Genomic DNA, 18063 nt, shown 5'->3' on the forward strand with positions numbered 1-18063 from the left:
AATTATTACAGAATGATTGCAGCTGAAATTTAGAACCGCACTCACTGTTTTTTTGATAACAGAATAGGGGACATTGAATTTTCGTGGTTCCCACGCCGGATTGCGTTTCGGCTATACAGGTTCAGCTTGGGGAAGGGGAAAAACAAGGGGTGGCGACGATGGCAGGCGTTACCCGGTGCAATGTTTTTTTGCCTGAAAGGGTCAGCTTGTTATCGAATATCGGATCCCTACAGCCCTCCATTCCTTTATTTCAGCCTGGAGTGCGCTCTCAGTAAGCGGGTTTTGTTCGAACCACTTTTTGTCAAGCTTGATCCGATATTCATTTCCGTTTTTCTTCAGCTGAATTCTGGGCAGGCTGATGTCCGTGCGACTCTGGTAAAACAGAACTGCCAGCCTTAGTGCAAAAATTGCGGACCAATCCAGTTTCATGCCGGCCAGTTTTGGAAATTTGGCAAGCGATCCGCGCTGAGCCCTAACCAGCAACCCGAGCTGGATTTGCTCCATTTTAGAAAATCCGGGCATATCGGCGTTTTCCAGGATGTAGGCTGAATGTTTATGGTATCCGCTATGTGCGATGGAAATTCCTGCTTCATGCAATCGTGCCACCCACTGCAATTGTTGTTGTGTGACATGAGTATCAGAACCCTGGGCAATTTGCTTATAAAGAAGTAGCGATAAATTTTCGACTCGTCTGGCTTGTAATGGGTCTACGTGATAGCGCCGCATGAATTGGTTTACGGTAATGTCACGCATATCCTGGTGATGCAGGCGGCCCAAAAGATCATACATGACCCCTTCCTTGAGAGATGCGCTTGCCACATTCATATGCTGGATATTTAATTCCGTGAAGATTGCCGACATGATAGCGAACCCGCCAGGCAGCACAGGGATGCGGTCAGACTTTGCGCCTATTGTTTCGAGTTTCCTGCATTCTCCGGCCTTTAAGAGAACGGTACGGAGTTTTGCCAGTCCATCGGCAGAGATGCCCTCATTGCACCAGTTGTTTGTCTTCAATATGTCCGCCAGTGCACGAGCCGTGCCGGATGAGCCAATCGCCTCCTGCCAGGAACCTCCGGAGAATCGGGAACGAATAGATTGCAGCTCCAGGCGGGCAGCGATTTCGGCGCGCTGCATGGCAGCTTTGGTGATTCTGCCATCGCCAAAAAAAAGCTGGCTGTAGCTGACACATCCCATGTACAAGCTTTCCATCTGGATTGGCTCCATTCCCTCACCAATGATGCATTCAGTGGAACCTCCTCCGATATCTATAACCAGTTTCTTTTTATGGGAAGAAGGCATGGAACTTGCAACGCCCAGAAAGATGAGCCGTGCCTCTTCCCGCCCGGAAATGATTTCGACTGGAAACCCAAGAGCTGCTTCTGCCCTTTCAATAAAGGCGGAGGCATTGATGGCTATCCTGAATGTATTGGTGCCTACCACTCTCACGGCATGATTGGGTAAGCCGCGCAAGCGTTCTCCATAACGCTTGAGGCATGAAAGTGCACGAATCTGGGTTTCGTCATCCAGCAGTCGGTCATGCGTCAGTCCGGCAGCAAGGCGAATTGTGTCCTTGAATGAATCCAGCGGATAGATCTGGTCATCGACGATGCGTGCGACCTGTAGCCGGAAACTGTTTGAACCTAGGTCCACGGATGCAATGGTATCGTATGCCTGCAAGGTAGTTACCCGTCAATGCCAGGATGCTTGTTTATTGTAAAGAATATTCTATTTTCGTAAGGTAAGCTAGCCATTCGCTTTGCCTCAGACGATGGATGGGGTAAACGCAGGGAATTAGGCAGAATTCCTTGTTCCATTCAGTGTAACCCGATGTGCTTGGATTTATTGGAACCAAATAACTTGATCAGTGAAAACACAATCAGAAGCAGAAATCGTTGACCTAAGATTTTTGATGGACCTCAATCGTGAAATTATAACCCTGGGGCCGTGATGGCATGGTGCGGTACCCTGCAGACCATAGCGACCCCAGCCCAGGTTGATAAGGAAATCTAAATAGTGCTTACTCTTTGGGATTTTTGGCTGGCCGTCCGGTTTTGAGTACCTCCACCTGGCCCACAACACTCAGTAGTCTGGAGTCGCTCAATTTGGATAGGCATATCAGTCCTGCTCGAAGCAGTTCACTTTTTTTAACAGGGATTCCGGCCAGAAGGCATTTCCGTTTGAGAATGGCAAACTGTGAATAATCATTTTCCGGCATGCTGAAGCTATCGCGCACCATTTTGATTTTTTTTGGAGTGTCATCCTTCTGCAACTTGCTTGTGTTTGCAGCTTGGGTAACGGTTGTGGCTGATTTTGCAGCAGGAATTCTGGATTCTGTCCGAGTTGCCGCTTTTTTGGGAGCCGCAGCTTTAACTGGCGCCGCTGCTGACGGAGTTTTAGTGCCTGCCGCTTTTTTTGGAGCTGTAGCTACGGCGGTGGCTTTGGTCGCTGGCCGGGTTTTGGCCGGAGTTTTCTGGTTAACGGGCTCTAGATTAGCGGCGGTTTTCGTTTTGGCCGCTGACTTGCTGGTAGCAGTGGTATTTTTTGCAGGTGCTGCAACCCGTTTTGCATTACTTGCAGTGGCCTTGGTTTTGGCCGGGGATTGGGATTTAATGGTACTTTTTGCCTTGGTTGTCATGTTTTGCTCCAAAAATAAGAGAGTTCAAAAATAATCATTGCCCGAGTGATGCCATTGTTCCGGCCGTGATTTTCAAAACTACCCCCTGATATCAAATATTGTTATTGTGATTATTTTAACACTTAACTTATTTGTATAGTATTTTTTTAAAATTTTTTTATAATTCATCCCGTATCCATGAATAAGGTATCAAATTTCAATTACTATATTATTAATATGGCTATACGGTTAAATTTCTGAGGTGATCCAGACTGGGCGATTCTTCAGGCACTTTATCGACAACGAGCTGTGCACTGGATTCCGAATATGCATTCATTGCGTTTCATGAGAAAGGGAAAAAATGGTCACAAGGAGACAGGAGCCAGATTGGCAAGCTGCTGCAATAGCATGGATTGTGCGCATCTTTTCTGGGTAGAGCGACGGGGAATTTTTGCCCGGTAGTGTCCATTCGCATCCATCTCCCATGCCTGAACATTGTCCTGCAAATAAATTTTCAGACCTTCTTCCAAAACCCTTTTCTTGATTTTTTTATCAAGTATGGGAAAACAGACTTCGATTCGACGGAAAAAGTTACGATCCATCCAGTCGGCGCTACTTAAATAAATGTCATGCGACAGATTATTGCTAAAGTAGAAAATGCGTGTATGCTCCAGAAAACGGCCGATAATGGAACGGACGCGGATATTTTCGGATAATCCGGGAATCCCCGGGCGTAGTGCGCATACGCCGCGAACAATGAGATCCACTTTGACCCCGGCCTGGGATGCTTCATACAGGGCGCAAATAATTTCCGGTTCAAGCAGTGCGTTCATTTTGGCAATGATCCGCGCACGTTTTCCGGTTATAGCAATTTTCTTTTCATTCTGAATGGCGTTCAGGATCTGGCTGTGAAGTGTAAAGGGGGATTGCCATAAATAATTCAGTTTCTGTGCCTTGCCTAGTCCGGTAAGTTGTACAAAAACTTCATTTGCATCAGCACACATTTCTTCCTTGCTGGTGAACAGTCCAAAATCCGTATATAAACGGGCGGTACGCGGGTGATAGTTACCCGTTCCAAGATGAACGTACCGCCGCAGCTTTCCATCTTCGCGTCGTACAATCATTAGCATCTTGGCATGGGTTTTGTGTCCGACCACTCCATAGACAACATGTGCCCCTGCATCTTCCAGGCGGCTGGCCCAGTTTATGTTGGCTTCCTCGTCAAACCGTGCCAGCAGTTCCACTACGACGGTTACCTCCTTACCATTCCTGGCTGCGGACAGGAGAGTTTCCATCAGTGCCGAATCTACACCGGTGCGATAGACGGTTTGTTTGATCGCAACTACGTCCGGGTCAGTGGCGGCTTGCTGAACCAGATCGAGTACGGGCTGGAATGTCTGGAATGGGTGATGTAGCAGTATGTCGCTCTTGCGTATAACCTTGAACATATCCGTTCTTTTTTTCAGAAGGCTGGAAGGAATTCCAGGCTTGAAAGGGGGAAATTTCAGGTCACACTGTGCTACCTGTTCAGGAATGCCCATCAATCGAACCAGGTTTACCGGGCCATCTACATGGTACAGGTCGTCTGGATGCAGCTCGAATTGTTGTAATAGATACGAGGCCACCTCCGGAGAGCAGTTTTCGGTAACTTCCAGACGCACTGCATTGCCGAAATGACGTTGCGGTAATTCGCCCTGCAGGGAAACGCGAAGATTCTTGACTTCTTCGTCATCTACAAACAGGTTGCTGTTTCGTGTTACACGAAACTGGTGGCAGCTCAATACGTCCATTCCTCCGAACAAATCACTCACATGGGCGTGCAAAATGGAAGAAAGGAAAACAAAACCGTAGGCACACTCGCTTATTTCATTGGGAAGAAGAATGACGCGTGGAAGTACGCGCGGAGCTTGGACAATAGCCTTTGCAGAATTGCGCCCGAAAGCATCCTTGCCTTCTAGCTCTACTGCAAAATTCAGACTTTTGTTCAATACACGGGGAAAGGGATGCGAAGGATCCAGGCCTATTGGCGTAAGGACCGGCATGACTTCAGACAGGAAGAAATTTCTGATCCAGGCACACTGTGCATGGTTCCAGTCAGTCCGGCGCAGAAAACGTATTCCATGCAGTTCCAGCACAGGAAAGATATCATTGTTCAGTATTCGGTATTGTCGCTTGATTAGCTGGTTCACCTGTTCATGCACTTGGCAGAGGGTTTGGCGCGCACTCATGCCGTCCGGTCCGGTGGCGAAGCTGTTGAGGTTGATCTGCTCCTTTAGTCCAGCGACACGGATTTCAAAGAATTCATCCAGGTTGCTGCTTACGATGCAAAGATATTTCAGCCGCTCCAGAATTGGGATGTGGGGATTTTCTGCCTGCGCCAGTACCCGCTGGTTGAATTCAAGTTGGCCTAATTCCCGATTGAGAAAATGCTGTGGGGTGTAATTTTTACCTATCGTGTGGTTCATTTTATTAGGAGCAGGAAATAAGGCAGGACTGGACAAACAGGATGCTGCCAAGCGTGCACTCAGAATCCACCCATATTTTATATGAGATTTTAGTGTTGTCTATCGGAAAATGGTGTACAGGATTTTTTCAATAAAGCTAATCAAGTCGATTTTCGTTGTTAGGATAAAATTCTGGTCACAGTATCCAGTTTATGTTCGAATTCTGGAATTTGGCAGGGGAGGGTGTTTTATGGATGCTGATTTTAGTATGTAACGATTGGGTATGCTTATGGTGGGAAAATTGACATTCTGGTTTTAGCCTGGCCTAGGGTGGCATGATTGTCAGGCAAAGGTTTAACGGTTGGTTGGGCGTTGAAGTGGCCGGGCGGGAATGAGCTGCCCGAATCGAACGTCCTTTGATTGGACGCATGGTTGTAGCTGCTGTTGCTGACTTTGCTGGAGATTCAGGGGGCCTCATAAATAATTTTCGGGTTATTTCGACAGAGTTTCGTCATTCAATCGGTCCAGATTGAAACGCGCCTTGAAAAGACCGGGATCGAGTTGCAATGCCCGAATAAATTCATTGCTTGCTTCTTTATTGCGTCCGGCGAGCAGGTAGGCATAGCCAAGGTTGTTGTGCACGCGCGCCTTGTCGGGAGATTTTATTGCCGTATCTTGCAGCAGGAGGATTTCGCTTGCGTAATCCTGGTTGCGCAGCACGGTGAGAGTAGCGAGCGCCGCAAACAGCAGCATCGTGATCAACCGGGTGGTGCGCTCGTTCGACCACAAGCGCAATTCGATGCACAGGGCAAGAAACAGCGGCCATCCGGCCAGAAGCATCTGGCGGTCGTTGGCGATGTCGATGCGCGGCAAAAAAAGATGCAGAGGAATCAGTTGTAACATCAGCCATGCGAGGGAGAAACCGATCCAGGGACGTGTTTGCCAGCAGGCGGCCATGAGTGCAAGTAATGCAAGTAGAAATGTCAGGGGCTGCAAAATATTCGGCAGGTCATTCTGCAGAGGCAGGTCTGGATCAATATTCAGCCACAGTGGCAATGCCCATTGCCGCATCAGGTAGGAAAAGGCCCGGATCTGGTTTGACACATTTTCTGGCAGGGAGTGGAACTGGACGCTGCGCTCCATATGCGACAGATAGCTGTCGCTATACAGGAAAACTAGTGTGGCCGCGAACAGTACCAGCCAGCTTGGCCACTGCGGCGCAAGCGCACATTGCCATTTGCCTCTGCAGCCATATTCCCACAGCAATAGCGCCATGGGGAAGGTTACCGCTGTTTCCTTGACGCCGAGTGCCAAGATGAAGAACAGCGGGGTCAGTCCATACAGTTTTACGCGGCTTGCTTCCATGCGGCCACTGACGTAGGCGAGAAGCCCAGCCAGATAGAATAACGCCATCAAGGAAGCCGAACGCCCGCATATATAAGTGATGGCCTCGGTATGAACCGGATGCACGGCGAATAGCAACGCCGCGAAAATAGGAACATGCTGCAGTTCTTTGTGTTGCCATTGCTGCTGTACAAATTTTTGCGCCAGGCTGTACACCAGGCAGGAATTGCACAGATGGATCAGCAGGTTTACGAAATGAAAACCGGCAACTCCGGTTCCCAGGGTCCAGTTGAATGTGTAACTGAATTTCAGCAGGGGGCGAATGCCGTGTGTCAGTCCTTCTGCCCATGCGGCCCAGGAGTGCACGCCCGGATAGTCAACGATAACCTGATAATCATCGAAATGAAATGGGGCGTTCAGTGCATTTGCATAGCAGACTGTTACGGCCAGAGCGAGCCAGAGGAATGCGCCGGAATTTGATTCAGAGAACCGCGCGAACATGATTGCAAGATGGAATCAGGCCGGAATGCCGGGGATGGCAGTGCCGAGAATGTATGGTATTACGAATAGGAAATTCCGGAAACAGCATGGGTCAGGTGCATGTTCATATTCGCCTGTACTGGGCGGGTATCACCTTGAGTCCGGACAGGTTGCAGTGGTGGATGGGCGGGATAGACGGGTTGCATCCATGCTGGCGTGAAATGACCCGATTGCAACCCGCCCGTCATCGTGTTTCTTAAAAACCAAACATGCCTTTCAGGGTCTTGACCCCTTCCAGCAGATTGTTTACAGGGTTATCTTCAGGGGGATTTCCGGTTTCTGCGGAAGATGGCGCCGCCGGCTTGCCGGTAGAAGGGCTTTGCGGTTTGCCGGATGAGACTGGGTTTTCAGGCTGGCTGTTATCCGCATTCCGATTGCCTCCTTCCATGCAGGCCCGGATGGTCTCCGCATTCACCACGCCGGAGTAGCTGCGCCCCTCGCATTCCTTGCGGCGTTTTGCTTCCCGGAATGCCTTGGCTTCGGAAGGACAGTGTTTGGCAAGCATCGAGTAATTGTCGTTGTTGACCCCCTTGCAGACCGAGCTGGTGGTGCTGGACATATCCAGTTTGCATTCTCTGGCAATGGAAGCAGTATTGGGCTGGTGATCATGTTGGAGCAGTAAGGTATAGGCATACGCATCCCTGGAGGCATCCCTGTGCACGGTTTCACACAGCTTGCCGCGTTGATCCGGGCAGTTGGAGAAAATGTGGTCGGCACTGCTGATCCACTCAGCAGAGCTTTCATATCTGGAGGTGTCGCACATCTTCGCATTGAATTTTTTCACCATTTCTTCGGGGTCGCAGGCGCCGCCGATGCGCTTTCCGCTGTAGATCATATTCATGCTGACATCTTCCCCTCCTGATTTGCCCGAGAGCTGCATCCTGCCTGCATAGCCGTTGGCGGTGGTGGTCTGCTCCCCCTTTCCTGTCATGACTTCGCCGTCATGGACGCAACGTGCTTTCCATGAGACCTTGTTTCCGGTGGTTTTGACATCGGACATCTGGCAGTCCTTGTCGCCCGAAGTGTTTTTGGGGTCGTTTTCTGCGCCTTTCGCGATGCATACCTTGTTTGTGGTGGAAGGCATCGCGAAAGGCATGCCGGGGATTTCCATTTTGTTGGTAACTTCCCAGTATTCACCTTGCGCGGCATGGGTCGGGGCGTTCAGCATGCTGGTCATTATGGCTAGAATGGCGGTAAGATGTCGAATCATGATTATTCCATAAGGTAGATTGGTTACTGAAATGGGTCTGGTCAATTGCAGACTGCATGCACAGCGCACGGATGCGCCTGTGTTCCTGTTGTCCGGTTTCAGGTGCGACATTGAAAAAATGTGTCCATGGAATCTTACTATAGCGTAAAGTTTTTCCGAAGAATACTCCCCGACTGGTTTGCAGTGAAAAACAGTTTTCAATATTATCGATGGACAATGTCCATTACCGTCACAGGATCAAGATGAAAACGGCGTGGAGGTAGGTATTGACTGATTTTCTGAAAAATACGAATTCTCCCGGCAATTTGCGACGGGTGGCGGTCGATCCTATTTCACGAGTGGAAGGACATGGCAAGATTACGTTGCTGCTGGATGCAGAACATCACATCCATGAAGCGCGCCTGCATATTGTCGAGTTTCGGGGCTTTGAAAAATTTATCCAGGGTCGTCCTTATTGGGAAGTGCCTTTTCTGGTTCAGCGTCTTTGCGGGATTTGCCCGGTCAGTCATCAACTGGCCGCAGCCAAGGCGGTAGACCAATTGGTTGGCGTGGAACAGCTTACCCCTACTGCCGAAAAATTGCGACGTTTGCTGCATTATGGCCAGTTCCTGCAATCACATGCGCTGCATTTTTTTCATTTGTCTTCCCCCGATCTGCTTTTTGGCTTTGGCAGCGACCGGGCACAGCGCAATATTTTTGGCGTGCTGGATCAATATCCCGATCTTGCACTGAAAGGAGTAAAACTGCGCAAGTTTGGGCAACAGATCATTGCGATGATCACCGGCAAACGCATCCACGGTACGGCGACAGTTCCCGGAGGGATGAACAAGTCCTTGACCATGGCCGAAAGAGATGCCCTGCTCGCAGAAATGGATGATATTCTGCTCTGGAGTCAGGATGCTTTGGATCTGAACGAGCAGATTCACGCTGCCAATCCGGAGCATCGTGACTTCGCCACGCTGCCGAGCAATTTTCTGGGCATGGTCGGAACAGGTGGGGAGATGGAGTTGTATCATGGTGGGTTGCGTGCGCGCATGGCAGATGGCACGATGATTTTCGACCAGTTTGATTATCGTCGCTACAGAGAAATTCTGCGCGAGGAGGTACGCTCATGGAGTTACATGAAATTTCCTTTTCTGGTCGGGCTGGGTAAGGAACAGGGCTGGTATCGGGTGGGCCCTCTGGCTCGGGTCAATAACTGCGACTTGATTTCAACCCCGCTGGCTGAAGCAGCGCGTAAGCGTTTCAGGAATTTCGGCCGCGGAGCTTTGGTGCAGGATACGCTGGCATATCACTGGGCGCGCATGATTGAAATTCTGTATTGTGCAGAATCGATCCGGGAAGGGTTGCATGACCCCGATCTTATCGGCACGAATCTGGTTGCAGAGCCAGGTGAAAAAAGCAGGGTGGGGATAGGTGTAATCGAGGCGCCGCGCGGAACTTTATTCCATCATTACCAGATCGACGAGCAGGGCCTGATTGTCAAGGCTAACCTGCTTGTTTCGACGACTAGCAACAACCAGGCAATGAATGAATCGGTGCGTTCTGTTGCCAATCGGTATCTGGACGGCCATGAAATCACCGAAGGTCTGCTGAATCATCTGGAGGTTGCCGTGCGTGCTTATGACCCCTGTTTGTCCTGCGCTACTCATGCACTGGGAAAGATGCCCTTGCAGGTGGAACTGGTGGACGCGGAAGGCACGCTGTTAGACCGGGTGACCAAGGGAAGCAATGGTGTAATCAGTCGCATGGCCCTGAAATCATGTTAAGGCTGCTACTGTTCGGTTATGGCAACCCTGGGCGTGGAGATGATGTTCTCGGACCGGATCTGGTCGGGTATATTGAAGAACAGAATCTGGGAGGTATTACGTGTCAGCAGGATATGCAGCTTCAGATTGAGCATGTTACAGATATGGCTGATTGCGATCGGATATTGTTTATAGATGCGGATGCGTCCTGTGCCGAACCATGGGTTTTTTCTGCAATATCCGCTGAAAAAGATGACAGTTATACCAGCCATGCAATGAGCCCTGTGGCCTTGTTATATGCCTATCGTCAGGTATTTGGGAAGAATGCCCCGGCAGCTTTTCTGCTGCGCATACGCGGATATGATTTTGAATTGGGCTCCCCGCTGAGCGTACAGGCTGCTTTCAATCTGAGTGCTGCAAAAAATCTGGTTCACGGGCTGTGTGTGGACAGTAGCCAGAGGAACTGGCTGCAGTATCTGGACAGGTCGATTCATGGCGGATAAGTGGAAAGTACCGGAAAAATGCTATGCATGAGATGTCTCTTGCGGAGAGCATCGTGCAAATTCTTGAGGATGCAGCACGTGAGCAGGGGTATGTGCGGGTCAGGACGGTGTGGCTGGAAATCGGGCAACTTGCATGTGTGGAACAAGAGTCCCTGCGTTTTTGCTTTGACCTGGTAACGCGCGATGGCATTGCCCATCAGGCACGCTTGGAAATTATAGAAAAGGCGGGTCAAGGGCGTTGCCTGGCATGCCTGGCTGAAATGGCGATGGCTGCGCCTTACGGAGTGTGTCCGGTTTGCGGCAGCCAGAATTTGCAGGTAACCGGCGGAGACCAGATGCGGGTACGGGAACTTGAGGTGGAGTAATGGGTTTTTTCTGGAAGACATTTTAAGGAGGGGGAGCGATGTGCACAACTTGCGGATGCGGCGGCAGCAAGAAGCGTTTTGCAGGCCGTCTGTCCAAAAAATCCAGATCGGGTACAGGCTTGCAGTATCGGGCGTATGGAAGTGGCATAAAAGCGTCTGAAACAGGCCTGCCTGCACATGCGGATGGCACGCTGGATTTTGGTGCCGGTGCAGCTGGCGCCCATGCGCCCGGCATCAGTCAGGCGCGCATGGTCCGGATCGAACGGGACATTCTAGCCAAAAATAATGACTATGCCATGGAGAACCGGGATGATTTCACTTGCCGCGCAATCTTTGCCCTCAATCTGGTTTCCAGCCCCGGGTCTGGCAAGACAAGTCTGTTGGTAAAAACTATTGCAGCCCTGAAGGATGCAATGCCCATTGCTGTGATCGAGGGGGATCAGCAAACCGATAATGATTCCGCGCGCATTCGCGCTGCCGGGGCGCCGGCGCTGCAGATCAATACTGGCAAGGGATGCCATCTGGATGCGCATATGGTTGCCCAGGCCGTGCAAAGACTGGACATGCAGCCTAGAAGCCTGCTGCTGATCGAGAATGTCGGCAACCTGGTTTGCCCGGCCGGATTCGATCTGGGCGAAGCGCACAAGGTCGTGATTCTTTCGGTGACCGAAGGCGAGGACAAGCCACTGAAATATCCAGATATGTTCCGTGCTGCCGGTTTGATGCTGCTGAACAAGTGTGATCTGCTGCCCTACCTGGAGTTTGATGTGGAGCTTGCCATCGGGTACGCTCGTCGCATTAATCCAGAATTAAAAGTGATCTGTATTTCTGCTGTAAGCGGCGAGGGGATGGCACAATGGCTGGAGTGGATAGAAAATGGTTGCCGTTATGCGCAAACCTTGCAGCAGAGCAATGCAGAACCGAAAGCTCTGCTTGGCTAACCCAATCAGCTTGCCTGTTTCAGGCGCTCCGGTATTGGCATGCGGCGCATGGCTGAAAAATACCGTTTGTGTTACCCGGGGCAGATGGGCGTATGTGTCGCAGCTACACGGCAATCTGGACGGGGCGGATGCGAGGGTGCGACTGGAGCACAGTGTAGAACATTTGTGTGCCAGCCTTGGAGTGAAACCGGAAGTGGTTGCGCATGATCTGCACCCCGATTTCTATAGTACACAGTTTGCACAGTCCTATGCCGCGCATCGTGGACTGAGAACCCTGGCAGTGCAGCATCATCATGCGCATGTTGCCTCGGTTTGCGCGGAACATGGCATGATCGCGCCGGTTCTAGGGCTGGCTCTGGATGGTATGGGCATGGGAATGGATGGTGCACCCTGGGGTGGAGAACTGCTGCGCGTGGAGGGTAACGAATTTCAGCGGTTAGGGCACCTGGATTTCCTTGCTATGCCGGGTGGCGACCGCGCTGCACGTGAACCGTGGCGTATGGCGGCCGCTGTATGGTTCAAGGCCGGTCGTGGGGAAGAGATTGCACAACGTTTTTCCTCCTGGCCTGGAGCGGAAACCGTTGCAGCCATGCTGAGTCGCGGCTTGAACTGCCCTGTTACTTCCAGCATGGGAAGACTTTTTGATGCAGCAGCCGGGTTGCTCGGGGTCTGTGGGATACAGGACTTTGAGGCGCAAGCTGCGGTCAGGTTGCAGAGCCTGGCACAGGCGCATGGATCCGTCTCTCCTCTTTCCGATGGGTACCGGATCATGGGAAATTCTCTTTTCGGACAATCCAGCGTCCTGGATTTTTCTTCGTTGCTTGCAACATTAATGGATTGCCGCGCCACCTCCTATGGCGCGGCGTTATTCCATTCCACGGTTGTAGCAGGTCTGGCAGAATGGGTTGGGCGTGTCGCTGGTGAGCATCATCTGGAATGTATTGTTCTCAGTGGCGGTTGCTTTCATAACGAAATTCTGAAGCGTACCCTGTCAGACAGGCTTTCCATGATTGGTCTGCAAGTTCTTGTCGCGCAGCAGATGCAGCCGGACGACAGTGCAATTTCATTAGGGCAGGCTTGGGTTGCGTTGCAACAGGCCAGTCAATAATGGGAGTCTGACCATGTGCCTTGCCATCCCAGCACGTATCGAGCAGCTGATCGAAGGGGACAGCGCCATTATTAATCTGGGCGGGATGCGGAAGGAAATCTCGCTTGCCTTGGTGGAAAATATCGTAGTGGGGGATTACGTGATCGTGCACGTCGGTTATGCGCTGCAAAAATTGGATCAGGAGGAAGCCGAGCATACGCTGGCTTTGTTTGCCGAAATGAGCCGGATGGCAGGTTTGCCCGATAAAGAGCCATGAAATACCTGGATGAATTTCGCGATGCTGCGCTGGCTGAACATATTTCCGCCAGCATCACGAGAGAAGCCACTTCGTCGTCAGGTTATCGCCTGATGGAATTCTGCGGGGGACATACCCATGCCATTTCCCGGTATGGCATAACGGACTTGTTGCCAGCTACGATACGGTTGATCCATGGTCCTGGTTGCCCGGTCTGCGTGCTGCCGGTTGGACGAATAAACCAGGCGGTACGGCTGGTTCAGCAGCGGGATGTGATCCTGTGTACGTATGCCGATGTTTTGCGTGTTCCCTGTTCCGGCCAGATGTCCCTGATGCGTGCCCGGTCGGAAGGAGCTGATGTGCGCATGATTTATTCCACGAAAAATGCGCTTCAGGTTGCGCGCGAAAACCCGGAACGGCAGGTTGTGTTTTTCGCCATCGGCTTTGAAACTACGACCCCGCCAACGGCGGTGGCAGTCAAGCAAGCGCATGCGTCAGGCATGGAGAATTTCAGCATCCTCTGCAATCATGTCCTGACACCGGCTGCAATGCAGGCGATCCTGTCTGTGAGGACGGGGAAAATGCTGGATGGCTTTGTCGGTCCTGCACATGTTTCTACCGTGATTGGTAGCAAACCTTACGAACGATTTGCAGCCGAGCATAGCAAAGCGGTAGTGATTGCTGGATTCGAGCCACTGGATGTGATGCAGGCAATTCTTATGCTGGTGCGCCAGATTAATCAGGGTCGGGCAACAGTGGAAAATGAGTTCAGCCGTGCCGTGACGCGTGAGGGGAATCTCAAGGCCCAGAAACTGGTTGCAGAAGTGTTCGAACTGCGTGATGCATTCGAATGGCGTGGCCTCGGCAGCATCTCCGAAAGCGCCCTGAAACTGCGGCCGGAATTTTCCCGCTTTGATGCTGAATTGAAATTCGGCGTCGATTACGTGCCCGTGCGCGATCATAAGGCATGCGAGTGTGCTGCGGTTCTGTGCGGCGAAAAGCGCCCTCAGGAATGCAGAATTTTTGGCACGGTATGCACCCCGGAAAATCCGGTAGGTTCTTGTATGGTATCGTCGGAAGGTGCTTGTGCGGCATATTACAGTTATGGACGTTTTCGGGAGGAATTGACTTGAAGTGGGATAAGATGCCTAAGCCCCGCCCACTGTATTCCAGGCGGGGACGGGTGGAAATCTTGCATGGCTCCGGCGGGCGAGCCATGGCGCAACTGGTTGCAGAACTGTTCAAGGTTGCTTTTGACAATGCCTGGCTGGAGCAGGGTAACGATGCTGCTGTGCTGCCGCAGGTTTCCGGGCGACTGGTGATGTCGTGCGACAGCCATGTCGTCTCCCCGCTGTTTTTTGAGGGCGGAGATATAGGCTGCCTGTCTGTTCATGGAACCATCAATGACGTTTCCATGATGGGAGCGCAGCCACTCTACCTGACCGCTTCTTTCATACTCGAGGAAGGATTTCTATTTGCCGATCTGGAACGTATCGTTGCATCCATGGCAAGCGCGGCGAGGGATGCAGGGGTTTCCATCGTTGCCGGTGATACCAAGGTGGTGGAAAAGGGGAAGGGAGATGGGGTGTTCATCACCACTACCGGTATTGGCGTGCTGCGGGAGGGTATCGTGCTGTCCGGAGATCTGGCACAGCCCGGCGACAGGATTCTGCTATCCGGTACGATAGGTGATCATGGCATGGCGGTATTATCCCGGCGTGAAAACCTGGAATTCGATGCCCCCATTTTTTCAGATACCGCGCCATTGCATGGTTTGGTTGCAAACATACTGGATTGTGGAGCCAGGGTGCGCGTGCTGCGCGATCCAACACGTGGTGGCCTGGCGACGACGCTCAACGAAATTGCACAACAGTCCGGCGTGGGCATGCTGCTGGACGAGTCAGCGATACCGGTAAAAAAACCGGTTGAGGCCGCTTGTGAGTTTCTCGGGCTGGATCCTCTCTATGTCGCTAACGAAGGCAAACTGGTCGCAGTTTGTGCGCCTGAAGATGCTGTGCACTTGCTGGAGGTGATGCGCGCCCATCCATTGGCGCGGGAGGCGGCTGCAATCGGGGAAGTTACAGAAGATTCCCGTCGGTTCGTACAGATGGCTACCCGGCTGGGTGGCAGGCGCATTGTGGACTGGCTGGCAGGGGAGCCTTTGCCGAGGATCTGCTGATTTCCGGGTTTCCGTATCTGCGGGTGTGTGCCTAGAGCTGCTTGCTGATCTTCAGGCTGTCGGCAGTTTCCCGGGTTATCAGAAAACCGAGAGGCGGCAGGAGTTCGGCCATGCCGGATAAGGATTTGGGAATGGTTCCTGCAATCATGGATAACCCGACCGAACGAGCAGCCTGCGCCAGGGAGATCATGAGTTCGCATACCAGTTCGGTGTGTTGCTCGGGGTATTCCGTCATTATTGTAAATTCGCAGGAATTGCCATCAGCGCAAGCGGAGAAACTGGCGAGGCCGATAGCGGTTTCTTCGTCAGCAGAAGTCTCCAGTGCGACCAGAGACATGCTGGTACTGTAATCAGAATGTACCAGGCATGTCAGCATGGAACCAGCAATATCCCGCCTGTTGCTCATCCAGGGATTGAGTCCGGGTTCATTCGCCAGTCTGTCCATAAAATTCTGTATCAGTCCGTAATCCTCCGGGCGTCCGGGCCGTATCGTGAAACTCGTCCTGCAGGCAAACCGGGAATGAGTAACCAGACTGGCAGGGTAGGGTGGAATTGTCATATGCGTGTAGTGGCCAGTGGCGCGGGGGCTTGATTCCACAACCACGCGTGCGTCGACTGCCCATGCGCCGTGTTCATCGAGGATCAGCGGGTTGATGTCCATCTCCCTGAGCGCGGGTAGTTCGCAGATCATTTCCGAGACGCGCAGCAATGTGCTTTCCAGCGCGGTCATGTTAACGGCGGGCAGGTTGCGGAACGCTCCCAGCATTCTGGAGACTCGGGTTTTCCCAATCAAATTTCTGGCCATGGGCAGGTCGAGCGGGGGCAGGGTGATGGCACGATCCCCGATGATTTCGACGGTAGTTCCGCCTGCGCCGAATGTGATAACCGGTCCGAACACCGGGTCGCTGGTGACGCCGATCATCAGTTCACGGCCATTCGGCCTGGAGACCATTGGTTCGACGGCGACGCCATCCATCCTCGCATCGGGACGATGATGCCGGGCATTGTCGATGAGTTTCCGGTAGGCGGAGCGGACATCTTGTTCATTTCTGAGGTTGAGCAGCACGCCACCGACATCGCTCTTGTGTGTGATGTCGGGAGAATTGATTTTCATCGCGACCGGGAACCCGGCCTTCTGTGCAATCAGCAACGCTTCGTCGGGTGACCGGGCAATCATGGTTTTTGCGACGGGAATGTGGAAGGCGGACAGCAAAGCCTTGGATTCTGTTTCAGTCAGGATATTGCGCTGATCCTTCAGCGCATGTTCGATAATTCGCCGGGCGCTTCCCACATCAGGCTTGTCCTGTTGCGGAACGGAGCAAGTCAGCTGTGCCAGCAGTTTCTGATTTTGATAACAGGCAGCAAGAAAGGAGAACACTTCCACGGCAGATTCAGGCGTGTCAAAGTGTGGCTTGTGCGTGCCGAGAAATTCCCTCCGCGCCTCCATTACCTGCATTTCTCCCATCCAGCAGCCCAGTACCGGCTTGCTGCATGTATTGGACAGTTCAACCAGGATCTGCGCGGATTCTAGTGGGCGGGTCATGGCTTGCGGGGTGAGGATGGCCAGCACACCGTCTACATTTTCATCGTTCAGGCAAGCTTGGACTGCATGCCGGTAAAGATCCGGGTGCGCATTGCCGATGAGGTCCAGCGGGTTGTTGTGCGACCAGTTCAGCGGCAGGTGGAGGTTGAGATATCCGATCGTATCGTCGGACAGTTTTGCCATCTCAAGCCCCAGGTCAGTCGCCCTGTCTGCTCCGATTACACCGGGTCCTCCGCCATTGGTGACGATGGCAAGACGCTTCCCAGTCGGGCGTATGCCGCAAGAGAGAGCCATGGCGCTATTAAACAGCTGCGTGGTGGTTTGTACCCGGACTCCCCCTGCGCGGCTGATCGCTGCATCGAATATGTCATCCGCCCCGACAAGTGAGGCGGTGTGGGACAAGGCTGCCCTGGATCCGGCGGGGTGGCGGCCTACCTTGATCAGGATCACCGGTTTGATGCTTGCAGCGGCACGGAGTGCGTTCAAGAAACGGCGTGCGTCGCGGATGCCCTCGATGTACATCAGGATGCTTTGGGTTCTGGGATCCCCTGCCAGGTAATCGAGTATTTCCCCGAAATCCACGTCAGCCGATGATCCTACGGAAACTACACTGGAGAAACCTACGCCGGTATTTTGCGACCAGTCCAGGAGTGCAGTACATAACGCCCCGGACTGGGAAACGAAAGCGATACTGCCGTCGATGGCATGGCCATTGTAGAAAGTCGCATTGAGGCCGATGGATGGCCGCATGATGCCAAGGCAGTTCGGCCCAAGCAGGCGAATGTTGTGGCAGCGTGCGGTTTCCAGCACTTTTCTTTCCAGTTCTGCACCCTGTTCTCCGGTTTCACCAAATCCGGCGGTGATGATGACGGCTGTTTTTACGCCATGGTTACCACAGTGCTCGATTATGCCGGGTACAGTCGCGGGCGGCGTGGCGATCACAGCCAGTTCTACAGGCCCCTTGATGTCTTTGATGGAACAATAGGCGCGCCTGCCTTGCACTTTGGCATGTTTCGGATTGACAGGATAAAGCGGACCTCTGTATCCGGCATCCAGCAGGTTCTGAAATACGACCTGGCCGACTGATCCGGGACGGTCGCTCGCGCCGAACACAGCGATCGATCCTGGTGTGAATAACGAGTTCGGGAAGCAGGTATCCATGATTCTGTAAATGGCTTCAGTTCTGTTCTGGCTGGATAGTACCAGTAATGCCTAGTTCCGGAAGCCTATTGATCCAGGCCATCCGTTCAGGGCTTATGTCTTGCAGCAGGTATGGCAAAACCTGAATC

15 protein-coding genes are annotated in these 18063 nt (G+C 52.3%); 10 read left to right on the forward strand and 5 right to left on the reverse strand.

What is annotated here, in order from left to right; all coding sequences use genetic code 11:
• Positions 1 to 201: 201 nt before the first annotated feature.
• Positions 202 to 1677: a Ppx/GppA phosphatase family protein gene (locus KJA68_RS05190; protein WP_213035875.1), complete on the reverse strand. Its 1476-nt coding sequence runs from the start codon at positions 1675 to 1677 to the stop codon at positions 202 to 204.
• Between the two features lie 536 nt (positions 1678 to 2213).
• Here KJA68_RS05190 and KJA68_RS05195 point away from each other — a divergent pair.
• Positions 2214 to 2669, forward strand: coding sequence for a hypothetical protein (locus KJA68_RS05195; protein ID WP_213035876.1), 456 nt, complete (start codon positions 2214 to 2216; stop codon positions 2667 to 2669).
• A gap of 310 nt (positions 2670 to 2979) precedes the next feature.
• On the opposite strand, the gene ppk1 is transcribed toward KJA68_RS05195, so the two are convergent.
• Both ppk1 and KJA68_RS05205 read right to left on the reverse strand, forming a co-directional pair.
• Entirely contained in the window at positions 2980 to 5079 is a 2100-nt protein-coding gene (gene ppk1, locus KJA68_RS05200) for a polyphosphate kinase 1 (RefSeq protein WP_213035877.1), read from the reverse strand.
• Between the two features lie 471 nt (positions 5080 to 5550).
• Entirely contained in the window at positions 5551 to 6903 is a 1353-nt protein-coding gene (locus tag KJA68_RS05205) for a tetratricopeptide repeat protein (RefSeq protein WP_213035878.1), read from the reverse strand.
• Positions 6904 to 6989: 86 nt separating this feature from the next.
• On the opposite strand from KJA68_RS05205, the gene KJA68_RS05210 reads away from it, so the two are divergent.
• A complete protein-coding gene (locus KJA68_RS05210; protein WP_213035879.1) occupies positions 6990 to 7142 on the forward strand; it encodes a hypothetical protein in 153 nt (50 codons plus the stop codon).
• Here the strand turns inward: KJA68_RS05210 and KJA68_RS05215 are convergent.
• Positions 7139 to 8152 carry a DUF3617 domain-containing protein gene (locus tag KJA68_RS05215; protein ID WP_213035880.1) on the reverse strand — a complete coding sequence of 338 codons (1014 nt, stop codon included), beginning with the start codon at positions 8150 to 8152 and terminating at the stop codon, positions 7139 to 7141. The two genes, KJA68_RS05210 and KJA68_RS05215, sit on opposite strands and share 4 nt — an antisense overlap.
• Before the next feature lie 266 nt (positions 8153 to 8418).
• Here KJA68_RS05215 and KJA68_RS05220 point away from each other — a divergent pair, with 266 nt between their 5' ends.
• The 8 genes from KJA68_RS05220 to hypE are packed head-to-tail and all read left to right on the forward strand — an operon-like array spanning position 8419 to position 15231.
• Complete coding sequence (locus tag KJA68_RS05220; RefSeq protein ID WP_246487074.1) at positions 8419 to 9921, forward strand: Ni/Fe hydrogenase subunit alpha; 1503 nt, start codon at positions 8419 to 8421, stop codon at positions 9919 to 9921.
• Entirely contained in the window at positions 9915 to 10403 is a 489-nt protein-coding gene (locus KJA68_RS05225; protein ID WP_213035881.1) for a hydrogenase maturation protease, read from the forward strand. The genes KJA68_RS05220 and KJA68_RS05225 overlap by 7 nt, the downstream gene beginning before the upstream one ends.
• Before the next feature lie 23 nt (positions 10404 to 10426).
• Entirely contained in the window at positions 10427 to 10768 is a 342-nt protein-coding gene (gene hypA, locus KJA68_RS05230) for a hydrogenase maturation nickel metallochaperone HypA (RefSeq protein WP_213035882.1), read from the forward strand.
• Between the two features lie 38 nt (positions 10769 to 10806).
• A complete protein-coding gene (gene hypB / locus KJA68_RS05235) occupies positions 10807 to 11709 on the forward strand; it encodes a hydrogenase nickel incorporation protein HypB (protein ID WP_213035883.1) in 903 nt (300 codons plus the stop codon).
• The gene (locus KJA68_RS05240) at positions 11702 to 12817 is read left to right on the forward strand and encodes a Kae1-like domain-containing protein (protein WP_246487075.1); all 1116 of its coding nucleotides are present in this window, start codon (positions 11702 to 11704) and stop codon (positions 12815 to 12817) included. The genes hypB and KJA68_RS05240 overlap by 8 nt, the downstream gene beginning before the upstream one ends.
• Before the next feature lie 13 nt (positions 12818 to 12830).
• On the forward strand, positions 12831 to 13073 hold the full coding sequence (locus KJA68_RS05245) for a HypC/HybG/HupF family hydrogenase formation chaperone (protein ID WP_213035885.1): 243 nt from the start codon (positions 12831 to 12833) through the stop codon (positions 13071 to 13073).
• Entirely contained in the window at positions 13070 to 14185 is a 1116-nt protein-coding gene (hypD, locus tag KJA68_RS05250) for a hydrogenase formation protein HypD (protein ID WP_213035886.1), read from the forward strand. The genes KJA68_RS05245 and hypD overlap by 4 nt, the downstream gene beginning before the upstream one ends.
• Positions 14186 to 14196: 11 nt before the next feature.
• Positions 14197 to 15231, forward strand: coding sequence for a hydrogenase expression/formation protein HypE (gene hypE / locus KJA68_RS05255; protein WP_213035887.1), 1035 nt, complete (start codon positions 14197 to 14199; stop codon positions 15229 to 15231).
• A gap of 31 nt (positions 15232 to 15262) precedes the next feature.
• Here hypE and KJA68_RS05260 read toward each other — a convergent pair whose 3' ends face one another.
• Entirely contained in the window at positions 15263 to 17935 is a 2673-nt protein-coding gene (locus KJA68_RS05260) for an acetate--CoA ligase family protein (RefSeq protein WP_213035888.1), read from the reverse strand.
• Positions 17936 to 18063: the final 128 nt, after the last annotated feature.

Origin of the sequence: Candidatus Nitrotoga fabula (assembly GCF_905221025.1) — a bacterium.
In the GTDB taxonomy this organism is placed as follows: domain Bacteria; phylum Pseudomonadota; class Gammaproteobacteria; order Burkholderiales; family Gallionellaceae; genus Nitrotoga; species Nitrotoga fabula.

Excerpts from the sequence above, each read along its gene's own strand:
- hypE (WP_213035887.1), top strand. The coding sequence starts at position 14,197 with ATGCCTAAGCCCCGCCCACTGTATTCCAGGCGGGGACGGGTGGAAATC.
- hypB (WP_213035883.1), top strand. The coding sequence starts at position 10,807 with ATGTGCACAACTTGCGGATGCGGCGGCAGCAAGAAGCGTTTTGCAGGC.
- KJA68_RS05205 (WP_213035878.1), bottom strand. The coding sequence starts at position 6,903 with ATGTTCGCGCGGTTCTCTGAATCAAATTCCGGCGCATTCCTCTGGCTC.
- KJA68_RS05215 (WP_213035880.1), bottom strand. The coding sequence starts at position 8,152 with ATGATTCGACATCTTACCGCCATTCTAGCCATAATGACCAGCATGCTG.
- ppk1 (WP_213035877.1), bottom strand. The coding sequence starts at position 5,079 with ATGAACCACACGATAGGTAAAAATTACACCCCACAGCATTTTCTCAAT.
- KJA68_RS05245 (WP_213035885.1), top strand. The coding sequence starts at position 12,831 with ATGTGCCTTGCCATCCCAGCACGTATCGAGCAGCTGATCGAAGGGGAC.
- KJA68_RS05210 (WP_213035879.1), top strand. The coding sequence starts at position 6,990 with ATGGGTCAGGTGCATGTTCATATTCGCCTGTACTGGGCGGGTATCACC.
- KJA68_RS05195 (WP_213035876.1), top strand. The coding sequence starts at position 2,214 with ATGCTGAAGCTATCGCGCACCATTTTGATTTTTTTTGGAGTGTCATCC.
- KJA68_RS05260 (WP_213035888.1), bottom strand. The coding sequence starts at position 17,935 with ATGGATACCTGCTTCCCGAACTCGTTATTCACACCAGGATCGATCGCT.
- hypA (WP_213035882.1), top strand. The coding sequence starts at position 10,427 with ATGCATGAGATGTCTCTTGCGGAGAGCATCGTGCAAATTCTTGAGGAT.
- KJA68_RS05225 (WP_213035881.1), top strand. The coding sequence starts at position 9,915 with ATGTTAAGGCTGCTACTGTTCGGTTATGGCAACCCTGGGCGTGGAGAT.
- hypD (WP_213035886.1), top strand. The coding sequence starts at position 13,070 with ATGAAATACCTGGATGAATTTCGCGATGCTGCGCTGGCTGAACATATT.